Annotated in this window: 18 protein-coding genes; 6 read left to right on the top strand and 12 right to left on the bottom strand. The window is 52.3% G+C overall.

Features of this window, described 5'->3' with window-relative positions:
- The first annotated feature begins 2 nt into the window (after nt 1-2).
- Nucleotides 3-1,781, top strand: coding sequence for a GH25 family lysozyme (locus tag EQM14_RS06455; protein ID WP_164918988.1), 1,779 nt, complete (start codon nt 3-5; stop codon nt 1,779-1,781).
- A gap of 58 nt (nt 1,782-1,839) precedes the next feature.
- Here the strand turns inward: EQM14_RS06455 and EQM14_RS06460 are convergent, their stop codons facing one another.
- From EQM14_RS06460 to EQM14_RS06480, 5 genes are read right to left on the bottom strand one after another with little or no spacing between them, the layout of a single operon-like run.
- The gene (locus EQM14_RS06460; RefSeq protein WP_128742180.1) at nt 1,840-2,532 is read right to left on the bottom strand and encodes a response regulator; all 693 of its coding nucleotides are present in this window, start codon (nt 2,530-2,532) and stop codon (nt 1,840-1,842) included.
- Nucleotides 2,529-3,884: a sensor histidine kinase gene (locus EQM14_RS06465; protein ID WP_164918989.1), complete on the bottom strand. Its 1,356-nt coding sequence runs from the start codon at nt 3,882-3,884 to the stop codon at nt 2,529-2,531. Before EQM14_RS06465 ends, EQM14_RS06460 begins: the two co-directional genes overlap by 4 nt.
- Nucleotides 3,885-3,921: 37 nt before the next feature.
- Nucleotides 3,922-4,572 carry a potassium channel family protein gene (locus EQM14_RS06470; RefSeq protein ID WP_128742182.1) on the bottom strand — a complete coding sequence of 217 codons (651 nt, stop codon included), beginning with the start codon at nt 4,570-4,572 and terminating at the stop codon, nt 3,922-3,924.
- Nucleotides 4,573-4,602: 30 nt separating this feature from the next.
- Nucleotides 4,603-5,934, bottom strand: coding sequence for a TrkH family potassium uptake protein (locus tag EQM14_RS06475; protein ID WP_128742183.1), 1,332 nt, complete (start codon nt 5,932-5,934; stop codon nt 4,603-4,605).
- Nucleotides 5,931-6,371, bottom strand: coding sequence for an NAD-binding protein (locus EQM14_RS06480; protein WP_128742184.1), 441 nt, complete (start codon nt 6,369-6,371; stop codon nt 5,931-5,933). The genes EQM14_RS06475 and EQM14_RS06480 overlap by 4 nt, the downstream gene beginning before the upstream one ends.
- Before the next feature lie 406 nt (nt 6,372-6,777).
- On the opposite strand from EQM14_RS06480, the gene EQM14_RS06485 reads away from it, so the two are divergent.
- From EQM14_RS06485 to EQM14_RS06505, 5 genes are all read left to right on the top strand, one after another.
- A complete protein-coding gene (locus EQM14_RS06485) occupies nt 6,778-7,731 on the top strand; it encodes a LysR family transcriptional regulator (protein ID WP_243112676.1) in 954 nt (317 codons plus the stop codon).
- Between the two features lie 193 nt (nt 7,732-7,924).
- The gene (locus EQM14_RS06490; protein ID WP_243112677.1) at nt 7,925-9,217 is read left to right on the top strand and encodes an aminotransferase class I/II-fold pyridoxal phosphate-dependent enzyme; all 1,293 of its coding nucleotides are present in this window, start codon (nt 7,925-7,927) and stop codon (nt 9,215-9,217) included.
- A 7-nt stretch (nt 9,218-9,224) separates the two neighbouring features.
- On the top strand, nt 9,225-10,487 hold the full coding sequence (locus tag EQM14_RS06495; protein WP_128742186.1) for a Glu/Leu/Phe/Val family dehydrogenase: 1,263 nt from the start codon (nt 9,225-9,227) through the stop codon (nt 10,485-10,487).
- A 28-nt stretch (nt 10,488-10,515) separates the two neighbouring features.
- The gene (locus EQM14_RS06500; RefSeq protein WP_442861490.1) at nt 10,516-11,865 is read left to right on the top strand and encodes a citrate/2-methylcitrate synthase; all 1,350 of its coding nucleotides are present in this window, start codon (nt 10,516-10,518) and stop codon (nt 11,863-11,865) included.
- Nucleotides 11,866-12,292: 427 nt separating this feature from the next.
- Nucleotides 12,293-13,543, top strand: coding sequence for a dicarboxylate/amino acid:cation symporter (locus tag EQM14_RS06505; RefSeq protein WP_128742188.1), 1,251 nt, complete (start codon nt 12,293-12,295; stop codon nt 13,541-13,543).
- Nucleotides 13,544-13,740: 197 nt separating this feature from the next.
- Here EQM14_RS06505 and EQM14_RS06510 read toward each other — a convergent pair whose 3' ends face one another.
- The 7 genes from EQM14_RS06510 to EQM14_RS06540 are packed head-to-tail and all read right to left on the bottom strand — an operon-like array spanning nt 13,741 to nt 20,821.
- Entirely contained in the window at nt 13,741-14,115 is a 375-nt protein-coding gene (locus tag EQM14_RS06510; RefSeq protein ID WP_164919124.1) for a Rid family detoxifying hydrolase, read from the bottom strand.
- Between the two features lie 25 nt (nt 14,116-14,140).
- Nucleotides 14,141-15,337, bottom strand: a complete 1,197-nt coding sequence (locus EQM14_RS06515) for a MalY/PatB family protein (RefSeq protein ID WP_128742190.1) — start codon at nt 15,335-15,337, stop codon at nt 14,141-14,143.
- A gap of 37 nt (nt 15,338-15,374) precedes the next feature.
- Nucleotides 15,375-16,532 carry an NAD(P)-dependent malic enzyme gene (locus tag EQM14_RS06520; protein ID WP_128742191.1) on the bottom strand — a complete coding sequence of 386 codons (1,158 nt, stop codon included), beginning with the start codon at nt 16,530-16,532 and terminating at the stop codon, nt 15,375-15,377.
- A gap of 14 nt (nt 16,533-16,546) precedes the next feature.
- Nucleotides 16,547-17,911 carry a class II fumarate hydratase gene (gene fumC / locus EQM14_RS06525; protein WP_128742011.1) on the bottom strand — a complete coding sequence of 455 codons (1,365 nt, stop codon included), beginning with the start codon at nt 17,909-17,911 and terminating at the stop codon, nt 16,547-16,549.
- A gap of 48 nt (nt 17,912-17,959) precedes the next feature.
- Complete coding sequence (locus EQM14_RS06530) at nt 17,960-18,550, bottom strand: FumA C-terminus/TtdB family hydratase beta subunit (RefSeq protein ID WP_128742192.1); 591 nt, start codon at nt 18,548-18,550, stop codon at nt 17,960-17,962.
- A 16-nt stretch (nt 18,551-18,566) separates the two neighbouring features.
- Nucleotides 18,567-19,457, bottom strand: coding sequence for a fumarate hydratase (locus EQM14_RS06535; protein ID WP_128742193.1), 891 nt, complete (start codon nt 19,455-19,457; stop codon nt 18,567-18,569).
- 11 nt (nt 19,458-19,468) lie between these two features.
- Complete coding sequence (locus EQM14_RS06540; protein ID WP_128742194.1) at nt 19,469-20,821, bottom strand: MmgE/PrpD family protein; 1,353 nt, start codon at nt 20,819-20,821, stop codon at nt 19,469-19,471.
- Nucleotide 20,822 lies beyond the last annotated feature (1 nt).

Raw genomic sequence — 20,822 nt, forward strand, 5'->3', positions numbered from 1 at the left:
TGTTGAAAAAAAGAATTCTTGCCCTGATCTTAGCCGCAGTTGCATCGGGCATAATGTGTCTGCCCCTTCCCGCCCATGCGGCAAATGCCAGTACCGGCGGGTTCCAGCTCAGCGAATCTTCGATCGGGGTGGGGGTGGGCGATTACACAAAGCTGTATGCCTACTTTGGCTCGTCGGTTGATTCAAACGTGACATGGTCTTCGGCGGACGGAACGATTGCTGCCGTGGACAGTGGGGGAACAGTGACCGGAAAAAAAATCGGGCAGACCGTCGTAACGGCCCGGGACGGTGCGTACAGCTCTTCCTGCGTTGTCAATGTCGCTTATAAAGGGATTGACGTTTCCCGTTATCAGGGAACGATTGATTGGTCCGCCGTGAAAAATTACGGCATTGATTTTGCCATGATCCGGACCGGCTATGGGAGCGAGAACTGGTCGGTTCAGACGGATCCGTATTTTCAAACATACTACAACAGCGCAAAAGCCGTTGGCCTTAAAGTCGGAGCTTATCATTACAGCTATGCCACCAGCGTGGCAATGGCGCAGGCCGAGGCCGACTTCTGCCTCAATATTCTGAACGGCCAAAAGCTGGATTATCCGGTTGCCTATGATGTGGAGGACAAAAGTCAGTGGGGGTTGTCCACAGACACGCTTGGACAGATCGTGCAGGCGTTCTGCAGCAAGCTGCAGGCGGCCGGATACAAAACGGTGGTATACAGCTACTACAGCTTTTACAACGCCCACCTGACCAGCTCTCTGGTTGCACAGTACGACACATGGATTGCCCACAGCACGGACAGAACGGATTTCAGCCCTTATACCATGTGGCAGTATGGCCAGCGCACCATTCCGGGTGTCTCAGGTTCATGTGATGTCGATTACAGCTTTTATGATTATTCGGGCAGCGGCAACGGAAGCGGCGGAATCACCACTCCGACGGTGCCGGATTCCTCTGAACAGGTTTTCACCTGCGATACGACCAATACCTATACGTTTAGTTCAAATAAGACTTACAATTATAAAATTACAACCAATGATACGTTTACTCCTTCCGTTTCTTCTTCCAACCCGGGTGCCGTCAGCGTATCTTATCTCCGGAGGCTTACCGATGGTTTTCTGTTCCAGCTGACCAATAAGGGGACCGGAGAAGCGGTGATTACGACGACCGCCGGCAACGGAACCAGCGTTTCCTTTACTGCGGTCGGTTCCGGCACCGACACTACGGTGACGACGCAGCCGGCTAACGGCGGGACGCTGAGATGCGATACAACGCTCCCTTACACATTTGGATCGAACAGTTCCTATGTTTATAAGGTGTATTCTAACAGTTCGGCCGTTCCGACCGCGGTTTCTTCCAATCCTTCCGCAGTGGCGGTTTCCTATTCTGGGAAAACTTCGGACGGATACCTGTTTCGCATTACAAATGCCGGAACGGGCGCGGCGGTTATTACAACCGCCGACGCGAGCGGGGTCTCCGTCTCTTTTACGGCGAACGGGACACTCTCCAGCCAGGCGCCTTCGGGCATCCAATCCGATACGCCCTATCAGTTTTCGATGACGAAGGGGAAGACCTACATGTTCAAATTCACCCCGGCTTCCGGAACTCCTGCACTGCGCTTCACCACCGGCAACAGCGCAGTGATTCAGACGGTTTCCGCCGTGCAGTCGGGCGGCAGCTATTTCTACAAAATCAAAGCGGTCGCCGCAGGCCAGGCAGGCGTGTATGCAACCGAATCCGGAAAATCATCACCCCAGCGCTTAAGCATTGTCACTGTGTCTTGAAGAACAATGAAAAGGGACCCTCTCAGGGGGCCCTTTTTTTGTCTGCGGAACCCCTTGGCTATTCGTCCGCAAAACGATAACCCACGCCTACTTCAGTCAGGATAAAGCGGGGGTGCGCGGTGTCCTTTTCCAGCTTGCGGCGAAGGTTTGCCATAAAAACCCTTACGCTCTTGCTGTCTCCGCCCTCGTAGCCCCAAATCTGGCGGATAATATAATTGTGCGTCAGAACCTTGCCCTTATTGGCGATCAGCAGCAACAGCGTTTTGTATTCCGTAGGCGTAAGATGAATTTCATTGCCCGATACATAGACTTTGCGCTTCTCATAATCCACTGTCAGCCAATCGCAGGAAAATTGGGAATCCCTTGGTTCAAATTCGGTGTTTTGCAGGGAACGCTCCGACACTCGGATTCGAGCCATCAGCTCTCCCATATAAAAGGGTTTGGTAATGTAATCGTTGGCCCCGAGATCGAGCGCGACAATTTTTTCTTTTTCCTGTCCGCGAGCCGAAACGACCAGAATCGGCACATCGGAAAAGGCGCGCAGGTCCCTCAGCAGATCAATCCCGTCTCTGTCCGGCAGCCCGAGATCCAGTAAGACGATGTCGGGACGGTGGGAGGAAAACAAAAACATTCCTTCTTCAGCCGTTTCCGCCACAAGGACGCGGTACCCCTCTTTGGACAGCGAAATATCGATAAAGTGCGAAATATATTTGTCGTCTTCGATAACAAGGATTGTCCGCTTTTCATTCATATGCGATCCTCCATCGGCAGCGTAAAAATAAATATCGAGCCCTTCGGAACGTTGTCCTCCACATGGATTTCCCCACCGTGCGCGTTTACGATGGCCCTGCAGATTGCAAGACCGAGGCCCAGGCCCCGGCGCCCGTCGACGACCCTTTCGTCCTGCGTCACGAAACGTTCGAAAAGATGACTGCGGATGGCCTCCGGCACACCGTTGCCGGTATCCGCCACAGACACCTCCAGCAGATTCCCGCTGGTTTTCACCGCAAGGGAAATCTCGCTGTCCGGAGGCGTGTGGCGGGCTGCGTTTTCCAGAAGGTTGATGATCACCTGAGAAATCAGCTTGCCGTCCATCGGCACGGTCACGACCTCTTCCGGAAGTTTTACCTGAAAGTTCCGGTCGCGGAGCAGACGCTCCGTGTGCTTGACGGCTTCGCCGATCACGTCGTCGATCACTTCGTCCTGCTTGTGAAGCACGATTTTCTGTTCGCTGATGCGGGTCATGTTGAGGATGTTTTCAACGAGGTCGGTAAGCCACACGATTTCTTCGCTGACGTCGGAAGCCAGCTTTCTGCGTTCGCAGTCGGTGAGCGCGTCGTAGTTGTCCGAAAGAAGATTCCCCGCCCCGGAAAGAGCGGTAAGAGGGCTTCGCAGGTCGTGCGCGACAGAGCGAAGGAACATTCCCCGCTGCTGCTCGCGTTCCATCGCAAGCTGTATTTTTTCACGATCCGCCACAAGGTTCTCCCGTTCAAGCGCGATGCCGAGCTGTGTGCAGACGGCCTGAACGATCAGCAGCTGCTGCTGATTTTCCGGCTCGCCGTGTAAAAGAACGAGCTTTCCCAGAATCCCGGAGGTGCTTTTGATATCATACCCTTTTTCGTTGTCAGCCTGGTCAAAGTCGACCCTGCAGTCCAGTCCCGCATATTGCCTGACGAGATCTTCCGCCTTTTTCACGACGCTCTCTCTGCTGCTGACGGAGAGGAAACCGGATGCGATCCGGTACATTGTCCTTGCGGTGCGTTCATTTTGGCTGGCCAGTTCCATTTCTCTCTGCAAGCGGGAAGTCACTGTCCCGGACACAGTGCCGGTTACCAGGAAGAAAGCAAGCAGCATCAGGTCGTTCGTGCTGTAAATGAAGAAAGTGTAGCGCGGCTCCGTGAAAAGAAAGTTAAAGAGCACTGCGGACAGAAGCGCAGCCCCGATAGCCCAGCCCCGGCTGCTGGTCAGTACTGCCGTAAACAGCACGCTGAGCAGAAAGACCATGATGATGCTTTCATTGTCGACGCCGAAAAGGTCGATCAGCAAGGAGAAACCTGTGGCGGAAGCCATGGCCAGGATCGTTTTGATCGTGTTTTTTCTCATAGTAGAGACCATCTCCTGATCTCATTATACCAACAGATTATTTTTTATTCATTATTTTAAGGATATTCTTTTGTTCTCCCGCCACAATGATATGCTCCTGCTCATTGAAAACATGGTCCGCGCTGATCAGAGGGAGAATATGCTTCCCCGAACGTATGCCGATGACGTTGATCCTGTGCTTTGTCCTGACGTTTAATTCACCGATATTCCGTCCGATCCAGTCAGCAGGCGGCGTGATTTCCATGATGACGTATTCCGGCGACAATTCGATATAGTCGAAAGCTCCGCGCGCGGAGTAACGGACCGCCGTGCGTTGGGCCATATCCCGCTCAGGGTATATTACGTCGTCGGCGCCGATCTTTTTGAGCAGGTCCGCCTGGATTTCCCGGTCGGATTTTGCAACCACATACGGTGCGCCCAGCTCTTTCAGCAGCGAGGTGATTTCCATTGAAGACTGGAAATTGTCGCTGATACAGACAAAGCACACGTCGAAGTCGCGGACTCCCAGGGCGGAGAGAACGTCCCTGTCCATGCAATCGCCGATTTGTACCCTTGTGACATACGGAGCAAGTTTATGTACCGCGTCTTCGTCCACATCCACGGCCATTACTTCGTTGCCAAGCTCCGTGAGTTTCACAGCTAGATTTGTGCCGAAATGCCCTGCCCCGATCACAAGCATCAGTCTCATATTATGACCTATCCTTTCCATTACCCCAAATTATCCCACAATGATTTTGCCAAATGGATTTTTTAATTTTCCGCTTCCGTTTGACCTGGAAACAGCCAAAAAGACGGTCAGACTTCCGACCCGCCCCGCGTACATCAACAGAATGAGGGCGGCCCGTGACAAGGATGGAAGCGCCGCGGTGTCGATGGTCGAAAGTCCGACAGTTCCAATGGCGGACAGGCATTCGAAAGCGGAGTCGGCGAGCGTCCCGCCCTGGGCGCAGAGCACCAGGGTCCCGCCGAATGTCAGCGCCGCGTAAACCGCGACGCCGCAAAAGGAACGCCGCAGGGTTTCGGAATCCAGCCGAAAATGCCAGACAGAGACGTCCTCGCGGCTGTAAAGCGAAGAGTTCACGGCTGCAATCATGACGACAAGTGTCGTAACTTTGATCCCTCCGCCGGTGCCGCCGGGTGCGGCCCCGATAAACATCAGAAGCATTGTAACCAGTTTTCCCCCGTCGGAAAGCGATGCGATGTCCACTGTGTTGAAGCCGGCTGTCCTCGGTGTGACCGATTGAAAGAATGCGGCCAGAAACCGGTCCTCGCCATTCATTTTGGAAAGCACCCCGCCCTGTTCGAGAAACAAAAAAAGAAGAGTCCCCGCCAGGATCAGCGTCAGCGTAGAGATCAAAACGGCGCGCGTGTGCAGGTTGAATTTTTCCGGACGGAAACGGCTGTCGATCAGGTCATTCCACACGACGAAACCAATGCCGCCAGTGATAATGAGCGCGGAGATGGTAAAAACCACCAGAGGATCGCCAAAGAAGTGCGTCAGGGAAGAAAAAGGTCCCTGCATTCCCATCAGGTCAAATCCGGCGTTGCAAAACGCGGAGACGGAATGAAAGACGGCAAACCAGATTCCGCGTCCTAAGCCGAACCGCGGAATAAAACGCACCGCCAGAAGAACGGCCCCTGCGCCTTCGAAAACGGCGGTGCCGATCAGCGTCCGCCGCACCAGGCGCACAACTCCGCCGAGTTGAGCGGCACTGACGGATTCCGCCAGCAAGGAACGTTCGCGCAGTCCGATGCGCCTTCCGACCGCGAGGGAGAACAAGATGGCGACGGTCATAAATCCCAGTCCTCCGATTTGGATGAGAAGCAAAATGACAGCCTGTCCAAACAAGGAGAATTGCGTCCATGTATCACAGACCACGAGTCCTGTCACGCAGGTGGCGGAGGCGGAGGTGAACATCGCGTTCAGGAATGAAATTCCGGCGCCGTCGCGGCTGGCAATCGGCAGGCTGAGCAGCAGTCCTCCCATGAGGATCATAAAGGCGAACCCGACCGCAAGGATCCGCTTCGTACTCCATTGTTTCATATTCATTTACAAATCCCCCGCAGTTCTGCCAGCAGAGAATCAACCGATTCATCCAACCGCAGCAAACGGTTTGCCCCGGCAACTTCAAAAATTTCACTCAGCTCAGGGTCGTTACATCGCGCAATGACAAAGATCCCGGGATCAAAATCCTTTGCCGCGCGGCAAAGGACTAAGTTTATCTGGTCGTCTCCGGATAAAATGAAAAAGACCGAGTAAAGGCCGTCTTTCGGGAAAATCGGATCCGTAAGGGTTCGGCAGTTCATGCCGGCTTTTTGAATTCTTGAAACGGCCTCCGGCGCTCCATAAACCAGCACACCCTGATTCTCGCGTCCCTGCGGACTATCAACGATACCGCCTTTTTCAATAAAATGGTCGATCCGGGACATGATGACATAGCCGAGGAGAATAATTCCCAGCATTGAAATGATCAGCAGCTCTGTCATGCCACATCACCTGTCTTTCCGCTCATCATGATAGCAGATAACGTATAGTGACGGTGTCCTGATTGCAGACGCCGTGTTATTTTTTTATAAAGATCTGCATTTGGAACTGGTGGCCGGAACCTATCCATTTCAAAAATCCCGCTCACAGTCTGATGATGTGAGCGGGATTTTTTATAGCCTTAAAAGTCGGGGAAAGCTGTATCCAGGCCGGGTTTTAAGGTGATTCTCGATCGGAAAAAAGGCATCTCAAAATAAAACGTATCCAAATAATGGTTATTTATGATATAATCTTAATAAAGCATGCCGTTATGCAATGCTTTTGGTTGAGTTTAAAATGTTTGTTATGAATTTTCCACTTTTCTGTGACGGCATATGTCGCATGTAGAGTGAAAAAGGGGAGAGTTAAGTGTTTGACAACATTTTTGACAATAAAGAACAGATATATGAAGTTTATAAGGAACAGAGTTTTTCCAAGGCCGCGAAAAACATGTATATTTCCCAGCCTTCCCTCAGCGCCATGGTGAAGCGCGCGGAGAAAAGCATCGGCAGCGAAATATTTGACAGAAGCAGCAGCCCGATCCGTTTGACAGAGTGCGGAAAGCAATATATCCAATGTATTGAGCAAATCATGGAGCTGGAACATAATTTCACAAACTACATGATGGACATGAAAAACTTAAAGACGGGCAGTTTCTCCATTGGCGGCAGCAATTTGTTTGCCTCCTACATTTTGCCGCCGCTGATTATGGCCTTCAACCAGAAGTACCCTTATATCAAAATCGAGCTGGTGGAGGACCGCACCCCCTGGCTGATCGACCAGTTGTCCGTGGGTGCGCTGGATTTTATTATCGAAAATTATGAGCTGGATGAAAAAATTTACGAAAGAAATTTCTATCAGACGGAACATCTCCTGCTTGCGGTCCCAAAGTCGTTTCCTGTCAATCGAAAATTGAATTCTTATCAGTTGAGTCTGAAATCAATTCAGGACGGCACCTATTTATCCTCGGACGTGCCCTCCGTCCCATTGGGACAGCTTTCGCAGGAGCCTTTTATTCTTCTGAAAAGCAATAACGACACATCACAGAGGAGTTTGAAATTATGCAAGCAAAGCGGATTTGCGCCTAAAGTTCTGCTGTATCTGGATCAACAGGTAACCGCATACAATATTGCCTGCTTGGGGATGGGCTGCTGTTTTGTCAGCGACACGCTGATTCGCTTCCGCCCCGCCCATGATCATGTGGCGTATTACAAATTACAGGGAAATGACGCAGAGCGAAATATCTATTTTTACTATAAACACAATAAGTACCTGACCTTTGCCATGAAAGAATTTTTACAGGTAATCGAGCGCCACGCTTAATTTGATAAAACATAAAGCAATCTGTACGAATTTTTATTAAGTTTTCTCATTGTTTAACAAAAAAATATATATTATAGAATTTATATTATAAGTTTTATACATTTATAAGTATTGGACAGATCCGGATGGCCGGAAGTATACTGACAGAAGTTGGAAGCGCTCTCAACGGAATCAATGGATGGGAGGATTTTATTTGAAGAATTCCATTACCTCTCTGACCCCAAATGCATTAACTGCGTTGAAAACAGAATTGGAGCGGGAATATCAGGATTATGTCCGGCGGGACCTCAAACTGGACATGTCGCGCGGAAAACCTGCCCCAAAGCAGCTGGACCTGTGCAACGGCATGCTTTCCATGGACCTGAAATACCGGACAGAAAACGGAACAGACGCCAGAAATTACGGAGTTATGGACGGTCTGCCGGAATGCAAGGCGTTTTTTGCGGAGCTGCTTGACCTGGACCCAAAGCAAATTGTGATTGGCGGGAATTCGAGCCTCGCCATGATGTACGATCAGGTCAGCCGGCTCATGCTGTTTGGGACCGGCGTGGAGCCGGCGTGGAAAACCTGCCAGGATGCGGGGCGCAAAATTAAGTTCCTATGCCCTGTCCCCGGATATGACCGGCATTTTAAAATCTGTGAAGCGATGAACATTGAAATGATCCCCGTTCCGCTCCATGAAGACGGGCCGGATATGGAGCTGATTTCCGGTCTGGTCCGTGCGGACGAAATGATAAAGGGCATCTGGTGCGTCCCGCTGTATTCCAATCCGCAGGGGGTCTGTTACAGCGATCAGGTCGTCGGTCAGCTGGCAAACCTTGAGACGGCTGCAAAAGATTTCAGGATTTTTTGGGATAACGCTTACGCGATCCACCCGATCTATCAGGCGGTTCCTCTGGCGTCTATTTTCAAAGCGGTAAATCGCAGCGGCGGTGAAAACCGGATCTATTACTTCTTTTCCACGTCGAAAATTTCATTCCCCGGCGCCGGCGTCGCCATGATGGCTTCCGGAGCAAAGAGCATTGCGGAAATTAAAAAGCATATGTCGGCACAGACCATAAGCTACGATAAGCTGAACCAGCTCAGGCACCTCCAATATTTTCAAAGCGCGGACGGCATGAAGGGGCATATGCGGGAGCTCGCCGATTTGCTGCGGCCCAAATTCGACATGGTTCTCTCTAAGCTTCAGGACCAGCTGGGGGGAACGGGTCTGGCCAAATGGAGCACCCCAAGGGGCGGGTATTTTATCTCTTTGGATACCTATCCCGGCTGCGCAAAAGAAGTCGTGTCCCTGGCCGGTCAGGCGGGTGTCAAGCTGACGGAGGCGGGTGCAACCTATCCATACGGATTGGATGAGAACGACAGCAATATCCGAATCGCGCCGTCTTATCCGGAGCTGGAAGAACTGGACACGGCCATGGATTTGCTGTGCATTTGTGTTAAACTGGCGGGCGTGGACAAATTGCTGAGAATTCAGGAAGGATGAAGTCAGTATGAATCAGACATATAATCCCTATGACAATGTACTTGCGGTCGTAAAGCGGGCCGCTGCCATATTAGGTTACAAGGAAAGCGATTACGAGGCCGTCAATTATCCGGAAAGGGAGTTGAAAGTTGCGGTTCCGGTCGTGATGGACGACGGGACGGTCAAAGTGTTTGAAGGGTTCCGTGTGCAGCACTCCACCTCCAGAGGGCCGGCGAAAGGCGGTGTGCGGTTTCATCCCAATGTCAATCTGGACGAAGTCAAGGCGTTGGCCGCGTGGATGACCTTTAAATGCGCGGTGGTCAATATTCCCTACGGCGGAGCCAAGGGCGGCGTCATCTGCGACCCTTCCGAATTGTCCGACCGTGAAATCCGCGCGATCACCAGAAGATATACGGCGGCCATTGCTCCGCTCATCGGGCCGGAGCAGGACATTCCCGCCCCGGATGTCGGGACAAACGCGGACGTTATGGGATGGATGATGGACACCTACAGCATGCTGAAAGGCCACTGCGTGCAGAGCGTCGTGACCGGAAAACCGCTCGAACTGGGCGGGGCGCTGGGAAGACATGAGGCTACGGGGCGCGGCGTCATGTTTACGGTTAAAAACATTCTAAGCAAATTGAATCTTCCGGTGAAGGGGACGACGGTGGCCGTTCAGGGCATGGGCAATGTGGGAAGCGTCACCGCCAAGCTGTTGGACCGGGAAGGGATGAAAATTCTGGCGGTCAGCGATGTGTCCGGCGGAATCTATCGGGAAGACGGCCTGAATATTCCGGAAATCGAGGATTATCTGGCGAAGGATCGGAAAAATCTGTTGAAAGACTATCAGGGCGAAGGGGTAAGGCATATTGGAAACGATGAGTTGCTGACGTCCAAAGTGACATTGCTGATCCCCGCGGCTTTGGAGAATCAGATCAACGAATCGAACGTGGACCGCATCCAGGCCAGGGTGATCGTCGAAGCGGCCAACGGGCCCACGACGGCGGAAGCGGATAAGGTCCTGAACCAAAAGGGAGTTGTCCTGGTCCCGGATATTCTGGCCAACGCCGGCGGCGTGGTTGTATCGTATTTTGAATGGGTGCAGAATATTCAGTCGGTCAGTTGGACGGAAGAAGTTGTAAATGTAAAATTAAAAGCGATTATGGATACCGCATTCCAGGCGGTTTGGGATATCAAGCAGGAAAAGAATACAGATACCCGCACGGCGGCTTATCTAATCGCCGTCAAGCGGGTTGTGGAAGCCAAGAAAGCCAGGGGAATCTGGCCGTAAAAGTGACCGCGGAGAAAAAGGATGTGCCATAGTGGAAAGACTGGAAGAATCTCATGCCGCGCACTTTCGGCAGCTGCTGCAGTACTGCGTTCAGTCACATAAAATAGATCCTGATTTATATACGGAATACGATGTAAAAAGGGGGCTTCGCGATTCAAACGGGAATGGTGTTCTGACCGGCCTCACCAAAATTTCCGACGTAGTCGGGTACGATGTTGAAGACGGGAAAAAAGTCCCGGCCGCGGGCCGTTTGTACTATCAGGGATATGATATTCGCAATCTGGTGGAAGGCTTTATCGGACATCGTTTTTCCTTTGAAACATCTGTTTATCTTCTGCTTTTCGGAATTCTTCCAACGAAGGATCAGCTGCGGCCATTTGTCGCTATGCTCGCTGAGATGCACAGCATTTCCGGAAGCTTTTTGCGGGATGTCATTCTGAAGGCTTCCAATTCCAACATCATGAACGCCTTACAGAGATGTGTCCTGACTCTATATACCTATGATCGGGAGGCGGAGGACGTTTCGGTTTCCAACGTTTTGCGGCAGTCTTTGCAGCTGATCGCAAAGCTGCCCGCGATTGCCGTTTATTCCTACTATGCATACAAGCACTTTCGGAAGGACAACACGCTGCTGATACGGAATCCCAAAAAAGATTTTTCCATTGCTGAAAATATTTTGTGGATGCTCCGGGAAGACGGATGCTTTACACCTTTGGAGGCGGAGGCTTTGGACATCGCGCTGGTCCTGCACGCCGAACACGGGGGAGGGAACAATTCCACTTTCACCGATCATGTTGTCACTTCCTCCGGTACCGACACTTATTCCGCGATTGCGGCTTCCATCGGGTCGCTGAAAGGTCCGAAGCACGGCGGGGCAAATCTGAAAGTACAGGATATGTTTGAAGACATTATGGAAAATTGCGGCGATTGGGAAAATGAAGAAGAATTATCCGCTTATTTGACAAAAATACTGAATCAACAGGCATTTGACCGGAAAGGGCTGATTTACGGAATAGGGCACGCGGTTTATACGGAATCGGATCCGAGGGCCGTCATCCTGAAGGACCTGGCTGAAAAGCTGGCACGGGAAAAAGGGCTGCAGGAGGAATTCAAACTTTATGACCGGGTGGAAAGACTCTCGAAACCTCTGGTCGCGCAGCACCGTCGTTTGTTTAAACCGATCTGCGCGAACGTCGATTTTTACAGCGGATTGATTTACCGTATGCTGGGGATCCCCAAAGAGTTGTTCACTTCCATATTTGCCATTTCAAGACTTGCCGGATGGAGCGCGCACCGGCTGGAGGAATTGGTGAATCAGGGAAAGATTATACGCCCTGCGTATCAATACGTAGGATCACATAAAAACCTCGTTCGTTAAAGCAAAAAACATGGTGCGAATAAGCAGGAGCAACGCAGGCTCCTGCTTATTCGCGAACATTTTTGCTTTTATTCAAAATATTGATAGAACCCGTCTCAAAGGCAGCCTTTTCTTTTTGTTTTTACGGGGAAGCTTCATAAACGATTGTATTGATCAGCGCTTCTTCGCTCAATTATCATTTAATTGGAACGGATGCGGGAACGGTCCGTTTATCTGCCTGTCATAAATAATGTTTGCTGAACAGTCCTGGGAGCCTTGCTTGATTTTAAAAACTAAGCGAAGGAAAATGATTAAAGTTTGAATCAACCTGCGCTTATGAGGGGAGGTACTTTCAAACGAATCGAAGGCATTGCATGGGATTAAAAATGCTCGTTTAGCGAGTGGTATGTTCAGCAGGCGTTAAATATTAAGAAAAGGTGTGTGAAGAATGAAAAAGAAGCAACTGTCACTTCCTGCCTGGATTGGAATCGCAATGGGCGCGGGAATTATTTTGGGAGGAATTCTTTGGGCGGCCATGGGCGTTAAGGCCGCGGAAGCATTTACCACAAGCTACATAAAACCCTTCGGCACAATTTTTATCAATCTGCTGAAATTTGTCGTTGTTCCAATTGTCCTGCTGTCCATCATCGATGGGATTGTCTCCATGAAGGACATCAAGAAAGTGGGGTCCATCGGCTGGAAAACCATGGCTTATTTTCTGGCCACCACGGCGATTGCCTGCGTGATCGGGCTGGTAATCGCAAGCTTTTTCGAAGGCTTTTTCCCGGTTCTGAAGATGTCTGAGACCCAGGCATTCCATGCCGGAGATAAGACTTCCATTATGGATACGATTGTTGACATCTTCCCCAGTAATCTGTGGTTGTCTTTGTCCAGCGCCTCCATGCTGCAAGTCATTGTAATTGCCATTCTGTTCGGGGCGGGCATTCTGATGGTCGGTGAAAAGGGAAAGCTGGCAACGGATGTTGTTTCGTCCTTTTACGCGGTTATGATGAAAGTGATGATGTTCATCATCAGCATATCGCCCATCGGTGTTTTCTGCCTGATGACCTGGGTCGTTGCGAGCCAGGGCCCTCAGATTTTGGGGAGCCTTACCATCGTGCTTGCCGCAGCCTATCTCGGTTATATCCTGCACGCCGTCATTGTATACAGCATGTCGGTCAAGGCATTTGCCGGCATGAGTCCGATGAGATTCTTCCGAAGCATTATTCCGGCTGTTGTTTTCGCGTTCTCTTCATCCTCATCCATTGCGACACTGCCCATTTCAAAGCAATGCTGTGACAAGATGGACGTGGATCCGGAAATCTCATCGTTCGTCCTGCCTTTAGGCGCAACAATCAATATGGACGGCACTGCGATTTATCAATGCGTTGCCACCGTCTTTATCGCTTGCTGCGTGGGGGTCCATCTCTCCATGAGCCAAATGGTTCTGATTGTGGTCACCGCAACCCTGGCGTCCATCGGGACGGCCGGCACCACCGGCGCCGGCGTTATCATGCTGACCATGGTTCTGCAAGCGATCGGGATTGATCCCACCTACATTGGCCTGATCTTCGGCATTGACCGTCTGTTTGACATGGGCCGCACCACTGTGAATATTGTAGGGGATATTTCCTGCTCTGTCTGCGTGCACCACTGGGAGTCCGGCAAACTTGCCAGTAAGAAAGCCGCCGTTCAATAAAAATTCCGAATGGTGCGATGGAATGCCGGGAGCCTTGCTTTATCAATTCCGTAAAACAACAACGGCGGGAAGACCCTCTTTCCCGCCGCTATCCTATATTTATATCTTTTTTATCTCATGGGTTTGATCAGTAGCCGGATTAACTCTTTATTGACGCCATGAGTTCTGTTCGCTGCATGGCTCAGGGATACCCTATGTCAAATGACAGCGATCGCCTCTACTTCACATAGAGCGCCGAGCGGGATCTCCTTCACCGCAACGCAGGAACGCGCCGGCTTTTCGGTAAAATATTTCCCGTAGACCCTGTTAAAAGCCGCAAAATTTTTCATATCGGAGAGAAAGCAAGTCGTTTTAACAACATTTCCGTAATCCATCCCTTGGCTGGCAAGGATTGCACCGATGTTTTTCATGACCTGTTCTGCCTGTTGTTCAACGCTGTCCGCGTCGATTTTCCCGGATGCCGGATTCACCGGCGTCTGCCCGGAAATGTACAGGGATTTTTCCGTTTTAATTGCCTGAGAGTAAGGGCCGATTGCGCCCGGAGCCTGACTTGTACTGACCTTCGCAAACATCATTTATTCCACCAATCCTATCATTTTATTTTTGACTTGTAATATATGTTTCCAGTCCTCGAATGAGACGTTCTGAAACTTTTTTAATATTTTCCCTTGGGGTGGCCAGATTGATCCGGATGTGAGTGTCCTCCGTGCCCTCCTGATAAAACCAGTCTCCAAAATCGGGGGCAAGGTGACATTTGTCCATAACGAAATCCTTCAGTTCGGAATGGGGGACATAGCCGCCCAGATCGATCCAGCTCAGGTAAGTCCCCTCCAGAGGAGAGAACACAACTCTTGGGAATTTCTCCGTCACGGTCTCGCGCAGAAAATCGTAATTCCCTTCAATTTCTTCCAGAACCGCGGCCAGCCAGGCTCCTCCTCCTGCGTAAGCGGCCTCGGCCGCCGCATAACCGCAGCTGTTGCCATTTTTAATTCTCAGATAGAGCAGATAGTCGTCAAACCTTTCGCGTATTTCCCCGCTTGGAATGATAACGTAGGAATTCTGCAGGCCAGCCAGATTGAACGTCTTGCTCGGCGCGGTCAGTGTGACAAGCATATCGTCGTAACTTCCGACCGTTGCCGCTGGAATATGGATCGAACCATGAAACAGCAGGTCGTGATGGATTTCATCGGAAATGACGAAGACATGGTGCTTTCTGCAGATATCCAGGATCCTTTTCAGTTCTTCCGGCTTCCATACCCTGCATACCGGGTTATGAGGGCTGCAGAGTAAAAATATTCTTGCTCCGTTCTTGACGATATCTTTTTCAAACCGGTCGAAATCCGGCGTGTAATATCCGTTCTGATTGACGAGAGGCGTCGTTACCAATTTGCGCCCGGTATCGGTAGCCGCGTGCATAAAGGGATAATAGACCGGCGAAAACATGATGACCGCGTCACCGGGATTCGACATGATTTCCACGAACCAGTGAAGCCCGCAGACAACGCCGGGGGAGAAGCGGATCCACTCCTTTTTGATATCGTAATGATGACGATTTTTTTCCCATTGAATGAAGTTCGTGTAATAGGCTTCCGGAACCTTAAAATAGCCGAATGACCCCTGATCGACCAGACGATGCAGCGCGTCTTGGACGCAGGCCGGCGCTTTGAAATCCATGTCGGCGACCCAGAGCGGCAGCAGGTCGTCCCTGCCGAATTTTGAAATCATATCGTCCCATTTGCGGCTATGAGTGCCGCGACGGTCGGGGAAGCATCTGTCTTGGTATTCTTTACGCATTCCAATTCCTTCTTTTTTTGATTCATCCGTCTGTTTTTCACCGCCGGGCTGACCACTCCCGCACGACGGCATCCGCAACGGCATCCGCGACGGTTTTGTCAAAGGCGGAAGGGATAATGTATTCAGGGCTGAGCTTGTCCTCGGGGATCAGGCCCGCAATCGCCTTCGCGGCGCAGTGTTTCATGGACTCCGTGATTTCCGCCGCGCGGGCTTCCAGCGCGCCCTTGAAGATGCCGGGAAAGACGAGGACGTTGTTGATCTGATTCGGGAAGTCGGAGCGGCCGGTGCCGATGACAAGGGCACCGCCCTTTTTGGCTTCGTCCGGCATGATCTCCGGCGTGGGGTTCGCCAGGGCGAAGACGATCGGTTTGTTCATGGTTGAAACCATCTCCGCCGTGACCAGATCGGGGCGGGAGACCCCGATGAAGACGTCCGCGCCGCGCAGGGCGTCTGCAAGGCTACCGGTGCATTTTTTGCGGTTCGTTACGGCGGCCATCTCTTGCTTGGTCGGATTTAGGTCTGCGCGGCCCTCGTAGATTGCGCCTTTGTGGTCGCACAGAATGACGTTGCCGAATCCCATGTCCAGCAGAAGGCTGCCGATCGCGATGCCGGCGGCGCCGGCGCCGTTGATGACGATCTTTGCTTCGCCCATTTTCTTGCCGGTCACCTTGAAGGCGTTGATCAGGGCGGCGGCGACGACAATGGCGGTGCCGTGCTGGTCGTCGTGGAAGACCGGAATATCACAGAGCTGTTTCAGCCTTTTTTCCACCTCAAAGCACCGGGGAGCGGCGATATCCTCCAGATTGATCCCGCCGAAGCTCTTGGAGATCAGGTGAATGGTATCGACCAGCTTGTCCGTGTCCTGCGTGTCGACGCAGATCGGGAAGGCGTCCACGTCCCCGAACTCCTTGAACAGGGCGCATTTTCCCTCCATGACCGGCATCGCCGCGGCTGGGCCGATGTTTCCCAGCCCGAGCACCGCCGAGCCGTCCGTAACGACGGCGATCAGGTTCCCCCTGCGCGTCAGATCCCACGATCTGCCGTAGTTCTTCGCAATTTCCCGGCACGGCTCCGCCACTCCCGGCGTATAGGCGAGGGAGAGGTCCTCCCGCGTCCGGATCGGGCAGCGGGACATCACCTCGATCTTTCCATTCCATTTTTCGTGCGCTTTTAAGGATTCGTCGTATATGTTCATTGTTTTAATTCCTTTCAGGTCATATCTTCGGGATGAAAGACTTCGTCAAACTTTTCTGCGGTGATGAATCCCAGCGAGACGGCCGCTTCCTTTAGCGACAGATTTTCCTGGAACGCTTTCTTCACCGTTTTCGCCGCGTTGTCGTAGCCGATATAGGGGTTCAGCGCGGTCGCCAGCATGAGAGAATGAGTGAGATTGTACCTCATTTTTTCTTTGTTCGCAGCGATGCCGCAGACGCAGTTTTTGCGGAAGGAGCGGATGCAGTCGCCGAGCAGGCGCACCGACTGCAGAAAATTGTAGATGCACACCGGCATGAACACGTTGAGCTGGAAATTGCCCTGGGAGGCTGCCATGGCGACCGCCGCGTCGTTGGCCATGACCTGGACCGCGACCATCGTCACCGCCTCGCACTGCGTCGGGTTGACCTTGCCGGGCATGATGGAGCTTCCCGGCTCATTCGCGGGAATCGAGATTTCGCCGAGCCCGCAGCGGGGCCCGCTCGCCAGCCAGCGCACGTCATTGGCGATTTTCATCAGGTCGGCCGCGAGCGCCTTCAATGCCCCGTGAGCAAAGACGAGCTCGTCTTTGGCCGTCAGCGAGTGGAACTTGTTTTCCGCCGTGACGAATTCTTTTCCGGTCAGGCCGCTGACCTGCCGGGCAACCTCTTCGGCGAAGCCCTCGGGCGCGTTCAGGCCGGTCCCGACCGCCGTGCCGCCCAGGGCCAGCTCCTTCACCTGCGGGAGGGCGGCTTCGATCATCGAGAGAGATTTTTCCATCATGCCGCGCCATCCGCTGATTTCCTGCGAGAACCGGATCGGCGTCGCGTCCTGCAGGTGGGTTCTCCCCGTCGTGGCGACCCCCTCGTTTTCCCGCTCCAGCCGCCGGAATTCCGCGGTCAGCGCATGGATCTCCGGAATCAGCCGGTCCTCTATGGCGAGCGCCGCCGCGATGTGCATGGCGGTCGGGAAGGTGTCGTTGGAGCTCTGCGACATGTTTACATGGTCGTTGGGGTGAAGCAGCCTTTTGCCCGCCATTTGATTTCCGCAGTTTGCAATGACTTCGTTGACATTCATGTTCGACTGCGTGCCGCTGCCGGTCTGCCAGACGACCAGCGGGAATTCTTCGCTCAGCTCTCCCGCGGCGATCCGGTCGCAGACCCGGCAGATCAAATCGCACCGCTCGCCGTCCAGCTTGCCAAGCTGGCGGTTGGCAAGCGCCGCCGCTTTTTTCAGGATCCCGAACGCGCGGATGATCTCGTCCGGCATCCGCTCCGTCCCGATCCGGAAGTTCTGGAAGCTCCGCTGCGTCTGGGCTCCCCACAGACGGTCCGCGGGAACCTGTATTTCTCCCATCGAATCGTGTTCCGTCCTGTATTCCATGTTACATGAACCTCACTTTTTATTTCTTTTCACAAAATCTGTCCCGTACTAAGCGGGATAAAGGACGTCGATTCGGTTGAGCGCAGATGTTCTGAGGTCTTTGTAGATGCTGTTGCCTTTTGTGTCCATCCCGACGACCAGCGGACCGAATCGGCTCGACTGCAGGTCCCACATGGCTTCCGGCATTCCAAGCTCAAACCACGTTACATCGTTGATCCGTTCAATCCCCTGCGCCAGCTTTGCGGCGCATCCCGGTGCCGCCTGCAGATAGACATACCCGTATTTCCGGCAGGCTTCCAGCGTGTCTTCGCCCATTCCGCCTTTTCCGATGACGGCCCTGACACCGATGGAACCGACCATCTCGGCATACGGTTCCATCCGGATGCTGGTGGTGGGCCCGATCACATTCAGTTTCCAGGTTCCATCTTTATTCTTTAAAACCACAGGACCTGCGTGAAAAAGCGCCGCACCCTCAAACGGTTTCGGGAGAGGCTTATTTTCTTTCAGCAGCCGTTTCATTCTCAGATGAGCCATGTCCCGCGCCGTGAAGATGTGCCCGGAGAGATAGACGACATCGCCTGTTTCCAATTTTCTCATATCAGCTTCGGACAACGGAGTCGTAAACGTATAGCTTTTCATTGATGCGGACCCTCCTTTACAAAATTTTTTCTGTTCTGCCGTCGTCGTAAATCCGAATTCCCGCCCGGCGCGCAACCCAGCAGTGGAAATTAATTGCGACCGGCGCGATCGCGGTGTGAGTATGCGCCCGTTCGATTTTGACCGCAAGGCAGCTGGTATCTCCGCCGATTCCCGCCGCGCCCAGTTTCAAGCTGTTGATCGCATCTTTCAGTTCCGCCTCCAGAGCGGCCAGTTCCGGATCGGGATTGACGTCATCCCAGCGGCGCACGCTGATCGCTTTGCGGCTCAGCTTGGCCGCGACGTCCATCTGGCCCCCGATTCCGATCCCGATCCCGTAAGGCGGGCAAGGCTTCCCCCCCGCGTTCAGGGCGGTTTCCAGAATAAAGCGCTTCAGTCCCGCAAGGTTTTCTCCGAGTTTGGCCGGCGTCATGATCTGCATCGCGTTGCCGAGCTCCGCGCCGCAGCCCTTAAAGCTCACGATAACGTCTATGTATTTTTGTTCCGGCACGTATTCATACTCAATATTCGGAACTCCTTTCCCCGTGTTGTCGCCGGAGTTCTTCCGGGTCAAAGGATCCACCATGCTGGGGCGAAGGTACCCTTTTGCCGTTGCATCCGCAATTGCTTCGGCAACTGCGCTTTTAATTGCCGGAGAGATATTTTCCTCTCCAAATGAAACATAAACCGTTGGGTAACCCGGCGACTGACACACGGCTTTGTCCATTTCTTTCGCAATTTTCAAGTTTTCCAGCATAGAACCCAACATACTTTTTGCCGTTTCGCTGTGCTCTTTTTCCAGCGCCGATTCCAACAGACCTTTTACATCTTCCGAGATTTCAGTGACGGCCCGAATAACCGTATGATAAATCTGTTGCCGGATCAAATTTTTATGTTCATCGATGGACATGAGCAGTCCCCCTATTCAAATAATTCGTTGATATCATTGAGACGGTCGAGATTCCGGATTTTCTCAAGTGATTTCACCGACTGTTCGTGCGACAAAATTCCATCTGTCAGGGAAGAAAACTTGCTTTCCGCCATATGCCAGTCGAACGGATTATTGAAATCTCCAATCGGATAGATAATCTCTTCGGCACATGTTGTCCCATCCTTCAGAGTGATTTCCAGCCTGTGTCCCCATTGGTTTCCGTCGTGTTCATATTTCGATTCCATCGTCGGATCCTCAACGACTTCAATGCTGTCCATGAGCTTCCTGATTTCCGGTTGATTGATTTTTTCTTCGCTGAAAACGGACTGACTGACGGTGTGGTATAAAATGGCGGCGGCAATGCAGTACTGAATGCTGAACTTGCAGGCATAGGCCGAGGCGGGGTGGGGGCGGTCGGCAGTCAATTTGGCGACGGAGTATGTTTTGTCCGTTATGTGTAAGATATTCTGCGGCGAAAGCTGATATAGCTTAGACAGCTTTTGAATACCGTAAATGGCCGAATGGATATGCCGGCAGCAGGCATATGGTTTTAACGAATTCGACAGGATCTTGTAATGCCCATCGCCCAGTCCGCGGACCAAAGTGTCCATGTCGTGCCGTGGGGCAATCGCGCGGATCAGCCCTCTTTCTCCTTCCAGTATTCTGGAAGCTCCCGTGATTCCGAGTTTTGCCAGCTCCGCCGAACGTATGCCGCAAAGCGCGGCGTTTGCCGTGTGAAGCGCCTTGCTCATTGCGCCGTCCTCAAGAAATTCCCACAATCCGGCGGATTGCGTTCCGGCGCTGCCAAACGAATTCAGAAATTCTGTGTGAGTCAGTCCCAGTAATTTCGCTGCGGCGGTACAGGATGAAAACGTGCCGACAACTGCGGTTGTATGCCAAAAGCGATAGGATGAGGGGTTGATTGCTTCTCCAATCCGAGCCCCGACCTCGTAACCGGCGGCAATGGCGGCAAGCACATCCTTTCCGGAGCTCTTTTCACGCTGGCCTATGGCAATGGCGGTCGGGATGGTCACCACGCCCAAATGAGTAATGGAGGAAGTGTGTACGTCATCCAGATCCAACAAATGTCCATGCGCCGCATTCAGGGCCGCCGCATCGTCACAGGAGAGCTTTTTCAAGTGTTTGTCCCAGACAGTCGCTTCTTTTCCGGAAGAGTTCCGTGTGAAATATTCCGTCCATTTCTTCCCTTGCTGTGTAACGCTGCCCGCAACTGCTACTCCCAAAATGTCCAGCAGGCACATTTTCGCCGCATCGACCGCTTCGTCAGGCAGGTCCTGATATGATAGGTCACAAGCGAAATCAGCTAATGCTTTTGTTGACATA

It is taken from the genome of Caproiciproducens sp. NJN-50, from assembly GCF_004103755.1.
In the GTDB taxonomy this organism is placed as follows: Bacteria; Bacillota; Clostridia; order Oscillospirales; family Acutalibacteraceae; genus Caproicibacter.